The sequence below is a fragment of the Neolewinella sp. genome (genome assembly GCF_965214665.1).
In the GTDB taxonomy this organism is placed as follows: Bacteria; Bacteroidota; Bacteroidia; order Chitinophagales; family Saprospiraceae; genus Neolewinella.
This window is the reverse complement of the sequence record NZ_OZ243970.1, coordinates 1,086,614-1,102,451: the sequence shown is the minus strand read 5'-3', so window position 1 is coordinate 1,102,451 and position 15,838 is coordinate 1,086,614. Positions and strand designations below refer to the sequence as shown.

Below are 15,838 nucleotides of genomic sequence, written 5' to 3'. Positions count from 1 at the left end.
GTACGAAGGTACTGCAGATACCCCGGCGTGCCAATGCGCGTGCACTACTTGGCGGTCGCCCCGGATGCTCGCCCACTATTGATTTTTTGACCTACCTTGACCGCACCCGCGTCCCCGCCCCGTTGTACTGCTTTTACTTGACACTTTAGACACAGCCTATGTCCCGCCTGGTCATCATTTCCAACCGTCTGCCCATCACCGTAAACCGGAGCGACGGCGAGCTCCACTACCACCCCAGCGCCGGCGGGTTGGCTACGGGGCTCAACTCCCTGGATGAGAGCTACCACAAGATCTGGATCGGCTGGCCCGGTCAGGATATCACCAACGAATGGGAGCGCGAGGCCATCAAAAATGACCTGATGAAGCGCGGCCTCGTGCCGGTGTTTCTGACCGAGCGGGAGATCGACCTGTACTACGAGGGCTTCAGCAATAAGACGATCTGGCCGCACTTCCACTACTTCACGGAGTATACGACTTATAACGACGAGATGTGGGCGGCCTACCAGGAGGTGAACTTCAAGTTCTTCCAGGCCGTGGAGGAACACCTGCGCGACGACGATATGGTGTGGGTGCACGATTATCAGCTGATGTTGCTGCCGGCAATGATCCGGGATAAATTCCCGCAGATTAGCATCGGCTTTTTTCTACACATACCCTTTCCGAGCTACGAGGTGTTTCGTATCCTACCGTGGCGCAAGGAGATCCTGGACGGTATCCTGGGCTCCGACCAGGTGGGCTTCCACACCTTCGGCTACATGCGGCACTTTCTCTCGGCCGCCTACCGGATTACGGGCTACGAACACGAGTTAGGCCGCCTGAGCATCGACGACCGGCTGGTCAACGTAGATGTTTTCCCGATGGGAATTGATTACGAGAAGTACGCCAACCCCGATGTAGACGCCCAAACCGATCGCAGTAGCGGCGAGATCCGGAAGCTGCACGCCAGCCGTAAGATCATCCTGAGCGTAGATCGCCTGGATTACACTAAGGGCATCCCCCACCGCATCCGTGCCTTCGGAGCATTCATTCGCAACAATCCGGAGTACATCGGTAAGGTGAACCTGATCATGATCGTGGTACCCAGTCGCTCGAACGTCGACCAGTACCAGAGCCTGAAAACCGAGGTGGACGTGCTGGTAAGCCAGGTCAACTCCGAGTACAGCACCTTCGACTGGATGCCCATCCACTACTACTACCGCTCGGTAAATTTTGCCGCCCTCACCACCCTATACAAGGAGGCGGATATTGCCCTCATCACGCCGCTGCGCGACGGGATGAACCTGGTGGCTAAGGAGTACGTCGCTGCCAAGGAGGATACGAAGCGCGGCGTCCTGATTCTGAGCGAGATGGCCGGAGCCGTCTACGAGCTCAACGACGGGGCCCTTACCGTGAACCCCCAGAGCAGTCGCGATATCCAGCAGGCCCTCGTCGAAGCCCTCCAAATGCCACTGGAAGAACAGGAGCAGCGCCTGCTACAGATGCAGGAAAAGCTGCGGCAGTACGACGTCAAGCACTGGGCCGCTACCTTTATCAAAGAACAGCAGAAATTACAACAGAAGAATAAGATGCACCACACCACCCACCTCAGCGGCGAGGCGCTTGACGCCGTGGCCGAAAGTTACGAGCAGGCCGACAAGCGCCTGCTGTTTGTCGATTACGACGGTACCCTCATGGACTTCGACCCCGATCCCCAGGCGGTGAGCCCCGACGATGAGGTCCTCAACGTGCTCGCCAAACTGGCCGCCGACCCCCAGAACACCGTGGTGATCAACAGCGGGCGCGATAAGACCACCCTGCAGAAGTGGCTCGGCCACCTGCCCGTACACATGGCCGCCGAACACGGGGTGTGGATGAAGGAAGACGGTAAGTGGGCATTGAACCCCAACGTCGTCGACGATTGGAAACCCAAGGTGCGGGAGCTGCTCGAAAACCTGGTTAGCCGTACCCCGGGCTCCTTCATCGAGGAGAAAGACTACAGCCTAGCCTGGCACTACCGTAATATCGACCGCGACCTCGGTAGTAAGCGGGTGCGGGAATTTCGCGATATGCTTAGCTACCTCATCCAAAACCAGGACCTGCAGGTGCTGGAGGGGAACAAAGTCGTGGAAATCAAAAATGCCGGCGTCAATAAGGGCAAGGCCACCCAGTATTTCGTGGGTAAAAGAAAGTGGGACTTCATCCTCGGCATCGGCGACGATAGCACCGATGAGGACATCTTCCGCGCCCTGCCTGACTGGGGCGTCAGCGTGAAAGTAGGCAAGGGCCGCACCGCTGCCCGCTACAGCCTCTATGGCGTGGCCGAGGTGCGTAACATGTTTTCCCGCCTGGCCCACAGTACCCAAAAAGCCTGATGATGCAACAGCTAGGACTCATCACCGGTGCCAGCTCCGGCATCGGCCGCTCGCTGGCCCACGAGCACGCCCGCCGCGGCCGCGACCTGCTCATCGTCGCTCGCCGCGAAGACGAGCTTAACGAGCTGGCCGACGAGTTACGCGAGAGGTATAGCGTAGCGGTGCGGGTGGTCGCCAAAGACCTTACGGACCCCGCCTCCCGCCGCGAGATCTTCGAGCTGGTGGAAGGGCAGGGACTCACCGTCGATTACCTCTTCAATAACGCCGGCTTCGGCGGTGCCGGCCAGTTCCACGAGCAGGACTGGGACATGCTCAGCGGCATGATGGAGCTCAACATGCGCGCCGTAGCGGAGCTCATGCACCTGTTTGTGCCGGGTATGGTGGCGCGGGGTCGTGGCCGGGTGCTGAATACGTCCAGTACGGCCGGCTTTATGCCCGGACCGTTGCAGGCCGTCTACTTTGCCACCAAGGCCTTCGTCAATTCAGTCAGCAAGGCCGTTGCCTCGGAACTACAGGGCACCGGCGTGACCGTCACGGCCCTCTGCCCCGGCGCGGTCAAGACCGATTTTGCCGATACCGCCGGGCTCAGCGAATCCAAGCTATTCGAGAGTGCTGCCACGCCGCAGACGACCGCCGCCCAGGGCTACACCGCCATGGAAGCCGGTCGCCTGGAGGTGATTACGGAGGTGGGGCTGGCCGTGGCGATCAAGGGGTTGATGCCGTTCATTCCGGAGCGACTGGCGATGGCTGGGGTGAAGAAGATCCAGTCGTAGCTGCTCGTCTGCCGAATTCTTTTCACTCCGCTGCAGCGGAATGAAAAGTTCGTCCGCCGAGGGTGAGACTAATACCCCAATATCTGCAACATACTTTCCGCCGACTGCTTACCCGCCAGCAGCCGGTCCACCAGATTGCCCTCCTCGTCAATGTCGATGATGATGTGCTGTGGGCTGGGAATCATACAGTGCTTGATGCCGCCGTAGCCGCTGATGTTGTCCTGGTAGGCGCCGGTGTGAAAAAACCCGAGGTAAAGGGGCTCGGCATCGCCTTCCTTATCTACGGGCAGATAGACCTGGGACTCGTGCACTTCCGAGTTGTAGTAGTCAGAGTTGTCGCAGCTCAGGCCCCCAATGTTGACGCGGCGGTAGTCGCGGTCCCACTTGTTGATGGGTAGTAGGATGAAGCGCTCACCGATGCCCCAGGCGTCGGGTAGGGTAGTCATGAGCGAGTTGTCGATCATGTACCACATCTCGGAGTCGTTTTGCTGCTTGCGGGCCAGGACCGAAAAGACGGTAGCGCCGCTCTCTCCCACGGTATATTTACCGAACTCGGTGAAGATATCGGGCTCGGGCACCTCGTCCTCCTCGCAGGCCGCCAGGATATTCTTGACGATCTCCCGTACCATATACTTGTAGTCGAACTCAAAGCCCAGGCTATTGCGGATCGGCATGCCGCCGCCGATGTTGAGGGCGTGGAGGGTAGGGCTTTCCTTTTTGAGTTCCCCGTACAGCCGTACGGCCTTTTTGAGCTCGCCCCAGTAGTACAGGGTATCCTTGATGCCGGTATCGACGAAGAAGTGGAGCATATGGAGCTCCAGTTTTGGATTATCGCGCACGCGCTCGCGGAACAGCGGCATCACGTCGCCGTTGCGCAGTCCGAGCCTGCTGGTGTAGAACTCAAAGTTGGGTTCTTCCTCCGTAGCCATGCGAATTCCAATCTTGGCCACCCCCAGCACGTGGGCCTCGTAGTAATCGAGCTCGTGGCTATTGTCGACTACGGCGATGACGTTTTCGAAGCCGTCGTTCATCAATCCTACGATGCCCTCCAGGTAGTTTTCTGGCTTGAAGCCGTTGCAGACGATGTGGATCTTCTTATCGAGCTGCTTGCGGGCGTAGAGCCGGCGGACCAGGTCGATGTCGTAGGCCGAGCTGATCTCCAGCTGCACGTCGTGGTCGAGCGCTTCCTCCACCACGTGGGCAAAGTGGCTGCTCTTAGTGCAGTAGCAGTAGTTGTACTGTCCGGCGTACCCCTGTGCGCGCATGGCCCGGCGGAAGAGGTTACGGGCCTCCTTGATCTTACGCCCGATACTGGGCAGGTAGGTCAGCTTCAGCGGCGTGCCGTACTTGCGGATCAGGTGGATGAGCGGAATCCGGTTGAAGGTCAGGTAGCCATCGGCTAAATCAAAGCCCTCCTGGGGGAAGTAAAACGTTTGATCGATCAGATCAAAGTATTTGTTAGCCACGACGGTTTTTTTAGGGCCCGCAAAGATACACTGGCGGGGCCGCAGGTACAATCAAGGTCGACCCGCAGCAAATTGCGCGCAGTAGCGTACTTTGACTACCTTACGCTGCACGTTTTAACTACCGATCATGACCCTAAGACCACTCACGGGCTTTTTGTTTTTCCTCACGCTGACCGCTTCCCTTAGCGCCCAGCTGACGCCCCAACGGGCCATCGCCGAGATGGGCCGCGGTATCAACCTCGGCAACACTCTGGAGCCCCCCGATGAGGGCGCCTGGAATAACGGTCCGGCGGAGGAGAAGTACTTCGACGCCTACGTCGCGGCGGGGTTCACCAACGTGCGCATTCCCGTACGCTGGGACGAGCACACCGCCGACGAACCCCCCTACGCCATCGACCCCGCCTGGCTTGATCGCGTCGAGGAGGTCGTCGACTGGGGGTTAGACCGCGATCTCTACATCACCATCAACGGCCACCACGAGGACTGGCTGAAGAACGACTACGCGAATCCCGCCACCCGCGCCCGCTATGACGCGATCTGGGAGCAGATCGTGGAGCGCTTCGGCGATAAGTCCGATAAGCTGCTCTTCGAGATCATCAACGAGCCCTTTGGTATGACCGTGGCCGAGGTCGACGACCTTAATGCCCGTATCCTGGGCATCATCCGGGCCGACAACCCAACGCGGCTAGTCGTTTTCGGCGGCAACCAGTACGCTAACTCCGCGGAGCTCCTGGCGGCAGCAGTTCCGGAAGACGACTACGTCATCGGTTATTTTCACTCCTATGATCCCTACCAGTTCGGACTGAACGGAGAGGGTACCTGGGGCACCGCCGATGACTACCAGCAGCTCGATCGCAAGTTTGCCGCCGTAGCTGCCTGGTCTACCGCCAACGACGTACCGGTCTACCTCAGCGAGTTCGGCGCGGTACTACAGGCCGACTATAACTCGCGGATGCGCTTCTACGCCGCCTTTACGGAGGCTGCGCTACGCTATGGTTTTGCCTTCGCGGCCTGGGACGACGGGGGCATGTTTCGCATCCTTAACCGCGAGACCAACACCTGGCCCGAGGTGAAGGATATCCTGATCAACACCTACGCTACCTCACCCACCGATGTGGTAGCCACTGCATCCGACCCGGCCGCGGCAACCCAGGAAGTGACCGTCACCTGGCGCAACCGCAGTGACGCCAACACCATCACCCTGGAACGCCGCGTGGGGGAGGGGGGCTTCGTGGCCGTGGCTGAGCTGGCGAGCGACGCTAGCAGCTACACCGATACGGACGTCGAGACCGGAAATTTCTATACCTATCGGGTGGTGACTACCGCGGCGGATGGTACCCTGCTCCAGTCGTACCCCGCCCGGGTTTTGCTGGCCGGCGAGCAGTTCCCCTTCCGCGATACGGCCTTGGTACTGCGTGATACGCTCCAGGTAGAGGACTTCGACCGCGGAGGCGAGCAGGTGGCCTACCACGATCAGGAATCCGAGAATATTCCTATGGGCTACCGTCCGGAGGAGGGGGTAGACATCGGGGCGCTCGCCGGCGGTGGGTTCGCCATCGGCTACATCGCCCGGGGCGAGTGGTTGGAGTATACGGTCGACGTACCTGAGGGTGGAACCTATTCCCTGAGTGCGCGGATCGCGACGGCGCAGGGTGGGGGCAGCTTCCAGCTCAGCTCCGATCTGAACGGCACGCTTACCACGCTTAGCGTACCCACGGAAGGGACCGGTAGCTACGAGGCATTTGAGACCTTCCCCGGCCGGGGCGTCATGCTCCTCGAAGCCGGCCGCCAGATTCTGCGTATTGATATCACCGGAGACCGAGCCTTTAACTTGGATTATCTCGTCTTTACTCCCGTAGAGGCGGATACCAGTGCGATTGTCAATTACTCTGACGGACTGGACACCGCCACCACGGCCTTTTCCGGTACGCCGGCGGGAATTACCTACTCCCTCGCCGCCGACGGAGTGCTGACCGTAGTAGGAGATGGCAGTGCCCCCCAGTACCAGACCTTCCGCTACACCCTGCCCGATACCCTGCTGGCGAATGCAGTGCTATCCCAGAGCAGACTGTATGTGCGGGCACGCACGACCAGCGGGCAGCCGGTCAACCTACGCGTTGATCTGATCGACGAGAATGAGTTGGCGACCACCCTGGCCGGTAGAACCAAGGGCATCACCGGACCGGACTTCAGCGAGTATCTCTACGACTATACCGGTGGCTATCAGGATGGCGGCTACGGCGGCACGGGCTGCACCGCCAATGCCCCCTGCGACGTTGACGGCACGCGCATCAAGGCTATCGCCTTTTACCCCGATCCCGCCGACGGCGGGTTTAACGACACCCTACAGATCGACTATCTGAGCTTCGGTCAGCCCCTCGATACCACCGCGACCGGTGGCGACCCGATCGGCATCATCAACTACCAGGACAACTTTGACGAGGGAGGCGACGCCTTCTCCGGTACGCCGGGCGGCATCACGTACCGCGTGGACAACAGCGTGCTGACGATCGCGGGCGACGGTACCTCGGCACCGTACCAGACCATCCGCTACACTATTCCGGGCAACGAGAGTGGGGCGAGGCTCGCCGATGCCGCCGGTAGCAACGACCTGCTCTTCATCCGTGCCCGTACGACCAGCGGTGATACGGCCAGTCTGCGGATCGACCTGGCCGACCGCTACGATAACCAGACTACGCTGGCCGGGCGCACGCTGCGCATCGGCGGTACCGAGTTCATGAACTACTCCATCAACTACGCCGGTGGCTACCAGGACGGTGGTTACGGCGGTACGGCCTGCGCTGCGGCTAACCAGCCCTGCACCGTCGATGCCCAGCGCATTCAGGGGCTCATCTTCTACCCCGAGCCGGTGGCCGCACAGTTCAACGATACTATCGAGATCGACTGGATCAGCTTTGGCGGGGTAGTCGTGGTCGGCGTGCGTGACTTTGTCGAACTCGATCGCTTTGCCGTATTCCCTAATCCGGCTAGCGAGACGCTTAATCTGCAGATTGACTTACACGCTGCCACTCCCGTAGGTGCCGAACTTTACGACGCCACCGGTCGGCGGGTCCTACAGCGTGATTTCGGACGGCTTATCGCAGGTGAGCAGCAGCTACAGCTTCCGGTGACCGGCCTACCCCAGGGCCCTTATTTCCTACGCCTCCGGGTGGGAAGTAAGTTCACCCGCGCTGTGGCGGTCACCGTCCGCTAGTAGTAAGCTCGGCGTGCAACGCCTCGACCGTTTAGCCCCTACGGCTTTTCGTATCTTGCCGATCATGGATTACATCTCCCTGCGCAACCTCCGCTTCGTGCTCCACGAGGTGCTCGACCTCGGTCAACTGCGCCAACTCGAGCGCTTTCAGGATTTCGACGAAGAGGCCATCGACTTCAGCCTCGACGCGGCCAAGCAACTTGCCGACCAGTACCTCTACCCCGTGTACCGGCAGATGGACAAGAACAAAGCCTACTATGAAGACGGAGAGGTGCACGTGCTGCCCGAGGTAGGGGAGGGGATGCGCGCCATGGGCGAGGCTGGCTGGCTGAGCGCCAACTGGGACTTCGAGCACGACGGGCAGCAGATGCCCCTTACTGTACACAACGCCGGCGGTCTGATCTTCCAGGCCGCCAACGGCAACCTGGCAGCCTACGGCTTTTTGACCACCGGGGCGGCCAACCTGATCCGGGCCTTTGGTAGCGACGACCTTAAGGACACCTACCTGGAGCCCATGGCCCAGGGCCGCTGGCAGGGTACCATGGCACTGACCGAACCCCAGGCGGGGAGCTCGCTGAGTGATATAACCTCTACGTACGAGGAGACCGAGGAGGGGCACTACCTCATCCGCGGACAAAAGATCTACATCAGCGGTGGCGACCATACCGGAGTAGAAAACGTAGTGCACCTTTTACTAGCTCGCAAGAAGGATGGGCCGAAGGGCGTCAAGGGGGTAAGCCTTTTCGTCGTGCCGAAGTACCTGCCGGACGGAGGAGACGGCAAGGAGGACAACCACGTCACCACCGCCGGTATCTACGGCAAAATGGGGCAGCGGGGCTACGTCGCCGCCCACCTCATGTACGGTGAGCAGGGGCCCACCCGCGGCTACCTGGTCGGCGAGGAATTTAGCGGCCTCAAGCACATGTTCCTGATGATGAACGAGGCGCGGATCGGCACCGGCATGATGGCCGCCGGCTCAGCTTCGGCCGCCTACTACGCCAGTCTGAAGTACGCCAGGGAACGCCCCCAGGGCCGCCACCCCGACAATAAGGACATCAACGCCCCCCAGGTCACCATCATCGAGCACGCCGACGTACGCCGTATGCTGCTGTTCCAAAAGGCCGTCGTCGAGGGCAGCATCCACCTGCTCCTGCAGTGCAGTCTCTACGAAGACCGCTACCGGGCCGCCGAGGACGAGCGTGCCCATTTACTCCTTGAGCTCCTCACCCCCGTTGCCAAAAGCTTCCCGGCCGAATACGGCAACGAGGCCGTCAGTACCGGTATGCAGGTACTCGGTGGGGCGGGGTATACGGATGACTTCCCTCTGGAGCAAATCTTCCGCGATATCCGCGTCAACTCCATCTACGAGGGCACCACCACCATTCACGGGCTCGATCTGCTGGGCCGCAAGGTGCTGATGCGAAACGGACTAGCCGTGTGCTACCTTAACGAGGAGTTCCTGGCCACGATAACGGAGGCCACCACCCAACCCGCCGTAGCCCCCTTAGCCACCGCACTCAGCAGTAGCCTTCAGGGCCTGCAGGCGGTGATGGAACGCTTACTGGGGTTGGCCCGTATGGAAGACGCCCGGGTCTTCCTCGCCGATGCCACCGTATTTTTGGACTACTTCGGCCTCCACGTACTGGCCTGGTGCTGGTTGCAACAGGCGACCGTGGCCTCCCGCGCCCTCGACACCGGAGCGACCGTAGGCAAGCCCGCCCTCGGGGAGGACGACCAGGCCTTCTACCGCTCTAAGGTACAGACGGCCCGCTACTACTTCACCTACGTGCTCACCCGCGCCGCCGGCCTGAAGCGCACCCTCCTGGCCGAAGAACGCATCACGCTAGACACCGAGCCCGCCCTACTGGTGTGACGAGCCCCTTACCTCCTTAAGCCCCCCGATCCCATGCGCCTTGTCCCCTTCGCCGCCCTACTATTCACCCTTGCATCCTGCGCGCCCCGCCCGCCCCTGTTTGGTGTGGAGTCCGGTTCGTTCCGGGCAAGTTTCGACCACTACGCCATCAATGTGGATGACGTGGATGCTAGTGTAGCCTTTTACCAGCGCGTATTCGACCTGCCGGAGATATACGACGGGACGGGAAAGGACAACATTCGTTGGCTGGCCCTGGGCGACGGCATGGCCCTGCACATTATTGAATCAGACCGTAGCCAGGTCAACCTACAGAAGGGCGTTCACATGGCGATCAGTCTAGGCGATTTCGCCGGTTTCGTGGAGCGGCTACGTACCCTGGACGTGCCCTTCGAGAGCTGGCAGGGGGCACCGATGGAAACAAACGGCCGGCCCGACGGCGTGCAACAGGTATACCTTCAGGACCCAGACGGCTACTGGATCGAGGTTAACGACGGCCGCTCAATCTTCGGCAAGGCTCCCGTCAAACCCTGATGATGACCGTCAACCTTCGCCGGCGCGACGACGCCTTTCTATTCGAAACCACCAACGCCGAGGGGCTTACCGTACTCGCCGACGCCAGTCCGGCCATCGGTGGGCAGGGGGGGGGAATGCGGCCCATGGAACTCGTGCTGGCCAGCGTGGCGAGTTGCTCCGGTATCGACATCATGCTGCTGCTCAAAAAACAGCGGCAGGAGGTGCGTGACCTGCGGGTGCGCGTGACCGGGCAGCGGGCCGAGACTGCACCAAGGGTATTCACCGCCATCCAGGTGCACTACCAGTTTGCGGGGCCGCAGGATGCAAAAAAAGTGGAGCGGGCGTGTAGGCTCAGTATGGAGAAACTCTGCAGCGTCAGTATGATGCTTAAGGCGGGTGGGGTGGACATCAGCTGGACATACGAGCTTACCGCATAACGCATGGGGTGGGGTGGGGGTAATAGGTACCGCACCATCACGTTGAAAGAGTAATGCTTGCCACCTTTCGCACACTGCCGCATCTTTTGGTGACGGTTTTTATTTTGCTCCTCACCGGCTGTGTAGCCGGTCAGAGCGAGCAGGACCTAGCAGATCAGCTACCCGCCGATACCCTCGAGCTGCGGTCCCTTCAGGCTACGCGCAGTAGCTCTCCCTATATCGTCCTCGAATGGCGCAGCCTACCCGAACGCGACAACGATCACTACCTGGTGGAGCGTTCCGAAGGAGGGACCATGTTTACCGTGGTAGGGCGGGTGACGGGTCACGGAACTACCAAACGGGGGTACGAGTACAACTTTTTCGACTGCGCCGGCAGTGACGCGACGATCTACTACCGCATCACCCAGGTAGACTTTAGCGGCGCTACCCACCGGAGCCGTGTCTACGTCGTGCCCACCGATCGGGTAGAGCGTTTACCCCTACCGGGGCTGGAGCCGGATTCCCTTCGCTATCAGGTAGTTACGCTACTGGGGCCCCTGCGTTAAGTTTTCCCTACAAAAGTTTGTCGGCTGCTTCCCAGGGAGTAGCTTTGCGCTGACACTATGATGCTAGCGTCTATCTACTGGCGCGTGAACACGAGTCCCGTGTCCGCCTTTATTAGTTACGGTACGCTTGGTCAGAGGCGGTGACGGAGTGATGGTGTATGCAGTAAAGACGTCGATCTTGCACATTCATTGTTTCTTAACACCTCTTTTTCACGTAGTTGTACCGACTTTCCTGTCCACCCCGCCCCCGCACGGCAGGTCACGCTTTTCTAACCTACGACACTAACACACACTATGCGAACACTTTACCCTTACTCTTTACATTTCTTGCGCTACTTGCCGGTCTTATTGGGCCTGCTGGTGACCTTACCCATAGTCGCGCAGACGTTTCCCGGCGATGTAACAATCTCCACCCAGGCGGATCTTGATGCCTTCGTCCCCTCTGGGGGCGGCACCTATGATCGCGTCGAGGGCAGTTTTATTATTCGGCCGATCGACAACCCGACTGCCGCGCAGGTACTTACGGATTTTACCAACGTCGCGGACCTAGTAACGATTACCGATGTTTTCAGAATAGATAACTACGAGGGTGAACAGACCACCGGGAATCCTCTCTCTCAGTTTGCTAATATTGATAGCATCGGATCGCTTCGCGTTTTCGACAATGTAACCTTTAACTCCGGTCTGACTGGATTGAGTAACGATAGTCTCCGTATAGTAGACGGTACGCTGGAAATTGGTAATAATGAAAACTTGGTAAACACAGCCTTTTTTCCATCTCTGACCAACGTTAATCTTTCCTTCATAATCAGGAATAACCGCATACTTCCAAGTGTATCACCACCCGTCCTAACCACTATTGGAGGAAACTTCCGTGTCTTCGACAACGATGCATTAACCAACTTAGATAACTTTAATCAAGTCTCGGTCTTTTCCGGAGGATTTTTTATTCAGGACAACAGCACGCTTTCGAATATAGATGGCTTTGCTAATTCTAGCAACGTACGCTTCGATATCACTGCATTAGTAGTGGAAAATAACCCGGAGCTTGAAACACTGGGTGGTACCCCCGGTCCAAACGTAATCCGTCTGCGGGTCTTAGACAGCATAATAATTACTAACAATGTTTCGCTGACTGAGATTAGCACTGAGATTCAGGGTGGACAAGCTGGAGGTGACATGACGCTCTCCGCAGTACGTATTATTAACAATGACAACTTGACCTCGGCGGTTAGAATATTCGATCGTGATTACATGCTCAGTATCGGAGATTATATTGTCACCGATAATCAAGACCTTAACAATCTAGGGGGTCAAAATATCAACATCACCGGTAATCTCAACATATCGGCCAATCCAAATTTGACGAGACCCGGCAATTTTGCCGCGACAACTAACTTAAGCGGCGACTTGACCATATTCGACAACGCTATCCTCAATACGTTCGTTCGCCTGGGTGGCAACGCACCGGGAAATGGACTACGGACCGTCGCTGGTGACATTCGTGTAGAGAATAACCCTCAGTTGACCAATTTGGAGGGTTTTAGAAGACTGACGCAAGGGCAGTCGCTGATCCTTAACTCGATCGGACTGGTTTCCGATCTATCCGGAATCCGAAGTCTTGACACGCTGGCCAACTTCCTGACCATCACCAACAACCCAAACCTCAGCGACTGCTGCGAGATCGCCTGTGAACTGATCGTTAACGGCCAACAGGTAGATGGTACGAATAATGCGGTGACTATCAACAATAACACCGGAGGTTGCGAAGACAAACCCACCTTCGTCTCCAACTGCCAGGACCAGCCCGGAAAGGGCTGCCTAGCCGCCGCCCCCGTAGAATGGCTAGCCTTCACCGGCGCCCTCGGCAGCGGCAGCATCGATCTAGTATTCTCCACCGCCACCGAGTCCGACAACGACTACTTCCAGATTGAGCGTAGCGTGGCCGGTGGTGCCTTCGTGGCCATCGGACAGATCGACGGCGCCGGCGACAGTCAAACCGCTCTGAGCTACTCGTTTAACGACTACGACTACAGCTCGGGACTGAACTACTACCGCATCCGTCAGGTCGACTTCGACGGCACCGAGGCCTTCTCCGATGTAATCGTCGTGGATGCCGGTGGCAGCAAAATCGCCCTTACCCTATTCCCCAACCCCGCCAACGGCTCAAACGTGACCCTGCAACTAGGCCGCGACTGGAATGCCGATCGAGTGACCGCTCAGATCTACTCCGTTGCCGGACAGTTCGTGCGCGAGATCCGTGCTACTGGGAACAGCCGCCTGTTCCTGCCCACCGCCGATCTTCAGGCCGGTATGTACGCGGTACGGGTAAGCGATGGTAACCGCACGGTGACCACCCGCCTCACCATCCGGTAAACTTGTCAGTTTGACCCTTACTTTAGGAAGACCATTCCCGCACTGGGGGCAGCCTACTAGCCGGGGTATACACGCTACGGGTACTCAATGACGACCAGTGGCTACACTGGCGGGCGGTGGTAGACTAATCCCGGCCACGGTTGAGTACCTTTTCCACGCTCACACCTAAGCGGCTGATCAGTTTGCCCTGTTGGGCGATGGTGGCTTTGAGTTCGCTCATCTCGTCGTGCACGTAGCGCTGAATGTTCTGCGGCGAGGGCAGGAAGGGGGTGATGCGGGCGCGGACGTACCAAATCTCGCGGAGATCACTTAGGGGAATACGGTAGGTGTCGTAGAAACTGTTGTCCGAAATAACCTCCAACTCCTTGCTATCGGCTAGGTAGTTCCGCACCCGTTTGACCACCACGTCGCTACGGGTCACGATTACGTAGGCATAATTGTCCTTGATACCACTCTGCCAGAGCGTGGGTTCCAGGAAGGCGCAGACCACCTTATCCCCTTCGAACAGCGTAGGCTCCATGCTATCGCCGGGTACGTCGAAGCTGCGGTGGGTGCCCACTTTGTACTTATAGTCCGGCAGGCTGTAGGTGGGTAGACTTTCCACAAACGACGGGTCACTGAGCTCAGTGGCGTAGACGCTCTGCGCCGGCAGGGGCACGTGCACGATGAGCTCATCGGCGTCCGGGGTAGTTATCGTGGTCAATACCCGGAAATTCTGGTTACTTTCCTCGGTCATGAACATGGGGCCGTCGCCGGTGAAGATGTAGACAGGATTGAGCTTGTACTTGGCGATGGCCTGCCGCAGCAGCTCGATGGTCACGTCGCGGCGTCCCTTGAGGATTTCACTGAGCGACTGGGGGAGGTAGTCCAGGGAAAGGGCAAAGGCGCGGCTAGACCGAATGCGTTTCTCCGCTTTGAGCTTATCGTGGCATTTGATGAAGCGCTGAGAAACGACGTTTTTCATGGAGCTTGGTTTAGGGGAGCAAAGATACACGACGGGGCGTAGTGACCACGGTGATGCAGACTTACAGTGACATCCTTTTGCGAATTAGTCCTGCCCCTTGATGATTGCATCGTCCTGCTTCCGCTTGCCCATCTCGATGGTCTTTTCCGCTTCTTCCAGGTCATCTCCCTCGGGTGCATCTCCCTGCTTGGCCTTCGCTTCAGGCTCGTAACTGAAGCGGATCAGCACGGGGAAGTGATCGGAGCCTACGTAAGGCAGCCGCTTCAGCTCCAAAACCGCTAGATCGCTGGAATGGAATACGTGGTCCAGCGGCCACCGTAGCAGGGCGTATTCGGCGTGATAAGTCGAGAACAAGCCCCGGCCCCGCCGGGGATCGAGCAGCCCACTCAGGCGCTGAAACAAGCGCGAGGAGTGACTCCAGGCCACGTCGTTCATGTCTCCGGCCACGATCGTCGTACGGTCGGGTTTATCCCGCACCTCGAGCCCCACCAGGGAGAGTTCTGCGTCGCGCCCCGTGCTGGCGTACGCCTCGGAGGGACTAGGGGGCATGGGGTGCAGAAAATGGAGGTCGACGATGCGCCCGTTCTCGAGTCTCACCTGGGTGTCAATACTAGGTATATCGTCCTTGATGCGGTACTTCACCTCCGGGTCGATGAGCTCTATCTTGCTCCAGAGGTGCATGCCGTATAGATTCTCTAGGGGCACGGGTACCCGGTAGGGATAGTCCTCCCCAATACCCTCGGTAAGTTTCTCTTCCCACCAGCCGTTGGTTTCCACGGTGAGGAGGACATCCGGGTCATTCTCCTTAATGACGCTGATTACCAGGTCGGTGCGTTTGTTGGTCTGCAGCACATTGGAGATCATCAGCGTGAGGTGCCGGTCGGTTTGTTCGGTGCGCTCGGCGTTGCGGGCATCCGTTTCGTGTAGGGGGGTGTAGGGATAGATGCGGAAGGCCTGGTAGAGGGTAGCGGCGGCCAGAATGATTCCCACCGTCCAGTTCATCGCCGGACTGTAGTGCCGCGATAGACCCCAGAATATGGCTGAGCCCGCCAGGATGACCACCAGTTGCTGCCGTGGATAGTCGAAGCCACGAATCCACCAGTCATCGTATTTGAGGAAGGGCATCAGTGTGCCGACTACGCCAATGAAGCCAAGCGCGTAGGCAATTATTCGGAGTACGAGCACAGAATAGGTGTGTGTTTAGTCGGTAAAAAGTAGTTGTTGTGCCAAATGTTCGGGTTGCGGCTTCTACCGCGGGGGTGCAATATAGCAGGATGCCCACGGTTAGCCCTATAGCGTATTTTTGTACCGCCTAAGTGTTCTACG

11 protein-coding genes are annotated in these 15,838 nt (G+C 58.6%); 8 read left to right on the top strand and 3 right to left on the bottom strand.

The annotated features are described in order from the left end of the window. Positions 1-158: 158 nt before the first annotated feature. Positions 159-2,351, top strand: a complete 2,193-nt coding sequence (locus tag ACOOHD_RS04935; protein WP_420460460.1) for a bifunctional alpha,alpha-trehalose-phosphate synthase (UDP-forming)/trehalose-phosphatase — start codon at positions 159-161, stop codon at positions 2,349-2,351. Further along, complete coding sequence (locus tag ACOOHD_RS04930) at positions 2,351-3,124, top strand: SDR family NAD(P)-dependent oxidoreductase (RefSeq protein ID WP_420460459.1); 774 nt, start codon at positions 2,351-2,353, stop codon at positions 3,122-3,124. The genes ACOOHD_RS04935 and ACOOHD_RS04930 overlap by 1 nt, the downstream gene beginning before the upstream one ends. Positions 3,125-3,192: 68 nt before the next feature. Here ACOOHD_RS04930 and ACOOHD_RS04925 read toward each other — a convergent pair whose 3' ends face one another. Further along, on the bottom strand, positions 3,193-4,590 hold the full coding sequence (locus tag ACOOHD_RS04925) for an arginine decarboxylase (RefSeq protein WP_420460458.1): 1,398 nt from the start codon (positions 4,588-4,590) through the stop codon (positions 3,193-3,195). Positions 4,591-4,717: 127 nt separating this feature from the next. On the opposite strand from ACOOHD_RS04925, the gene ACOOHD_RS04920 reads away from it, so the two are divergent. The 6 genes from ACOOHD_RS04920 (at position 4,718) to ACOOHD_RS04895 (ending at position 13,548) form a co-directional block, all read left to right on the top strand. Then, a complete protein-coding gene (locus ACOOHD_RS04920) occupies positions 4,718-7,804 on the top strand; it encodes a cellulase family glycosylhydrolase (RefSeq protein WP_420460457.1) in 3,087 nt (1,028 codons plus the stop codon). Between the two features lie 64 nt (positions 7,805-7,868). Beyond that, on the top strand, positions 7,869-9,677 hold the full coding sequence (locus tag ACOOHD_RS04915) for an acyl-CoA dehydrogenase (protein WP_420460456.1): 1,809 nt from the start codon (positions 7,869-7,871) through the stop codon (positions 9,675-9,677). A 33-nt stretch (positions 9,678-9,710) separates the two neighbouring features. Then, complete coding sequence (locus ACOOHD_RS04910; protein WP_420460455.1) at positions 9,711-10,208, top strand: VOC family protein; 498 nt, start codon at positions 9,711-9,713, stop codon at positions 10,206-10,208. Then, the gene (locus ACOOHD_RS04905; RefSeq protein ID WP_420460454.1) at positions 10,208-10,627 is read left to right on the top strand and encodes an OsmC family protein; all 420 of its coding nucleotides are present in this window, start codon (positions 10,208-10,210) and stop codon (positions 10,625-10,627) included. Before ACOOHD_RS04910 ends, ACOOHD_RS04905 begins: the two co-directional genes overlap by 1 nt. Before the next feature lie 53 nt (positions 10,628-10,680). Beyond that, positions 10,681-11,172, top strand: coding sequence for a hypothetical protein (locus ACOOHD_RS04900; protein WP_420460453.1), 492 nt, complete (start codon positions 10,681-10,683; stop codon positions 11,170-11,172). A gap of 1,410 nt (positions 11,173-12,582) precedes the next feature. Continuing rightward, positions 12,583-13,548 (top strand): T9SS type A sorting domain-containing protein, encoded by a 966-nt coding sequence (locus ACOOHD_RS04895; protein WP_420460452.1) that lies wholly within the window; start codon positions 12,583-12,585, stop codon positions 13,546-13,548. Between the two features lie 124 nt (positions 13,549-13,672). Here the strand turns inward: ACOOHD_RS04895 and ACOOHD_RS04890 are convergent, their stop codons facing one another. Next, positions 13,673-14,512, bottom strand: a complete 840-nt coding sequence (locus ACOOHD_RS04890; protein ID WP_420460451.1) for a S24 family peptidase — start codon at positions 14,510-14,512, stop codon at positions 13,673-13,675. A gap of 84 nt (positions 14,513-14,596) precedes the next feature. After that, positions 14,597-15,697 carry an endonuclease/exonuclease/phosphatase family protein gene (locus tag ACOOHD_RS04885; RefSeq protein WP_420460450.1) on the bottom strand — a complete coding sequence of 367 codons (1,101 nt, stop codon included), beginning with the start codon at positions 15,695-15,697 and terminating at the stop codon, positions 14,597-14,599. Positions 15,698-15,838: the final 141 nt, after the last annotated feature.

What these genes read in the sequence shown, in the direction of transcription:
- ACOOHD_RS04935 (WP_420460460.1), top strand. Translation starts at nt 159, where the DNA reads ATGTCCCGCCTGGTCATCATTTCCAACCGTCTGCCCATCACCGTAAAC.
- ACOOHD_RS04930 (WP_420460459.1), top strand. Translation starts at nt 2,351, where the DNA reads ATGATGCAACAGCTAGGACTCATCACCGGTGCCAGCTCCGGCATCGGC.
- ACOOHD_RS04920 (WP_420460457.1), top strand. Translation starts at nt 4,718, where the DNA reads ATGACCCTAAGACCACTCACGGGCTTTTTGTTTTTCCTCACGCTGACC.
- ACOOHD_RS04915 (WP_420460456.1), top strand. Translation starts at nt 7,869, where the DNA reads ATGGATTACATCTCCCTGCGCAACCTCCGCTTCGTGCTCCACGAGGTG.
- ACOOHD_RS04910 (WP_420460455.1), top strand. Translation starts at nt 9,711, where the DNA reads ATGCGCCTTGTCCCCTTCGCCGCCCTACTATTCACCCTTGCATCCTGC.
- ACOOHD_RS04905 (WP_420460454.1), top strand. Translation starts at nt 10,208, where the DNA reads ATGATGACCGTCAACCTTCGCCGGCGCGACGACGCCTTTCTATTCGAA.
- ACOOHD_RS04900 (WP_420460453.1), top strand. Translation starts at nt 10,681, where the DNA reads ATGCTTGCCACCTTTCGCACACTGCCGCATCTTTTGGTGACGGTTTTT.
- ACOOHD_RS04890 (WP_420460451.1), bottom strand. Translation starts at nt 14,512, where the DNA reads ATGAAAAACGTCGTTTCTCAGCGCTTCATCAAATGCCACGATAAGCTC.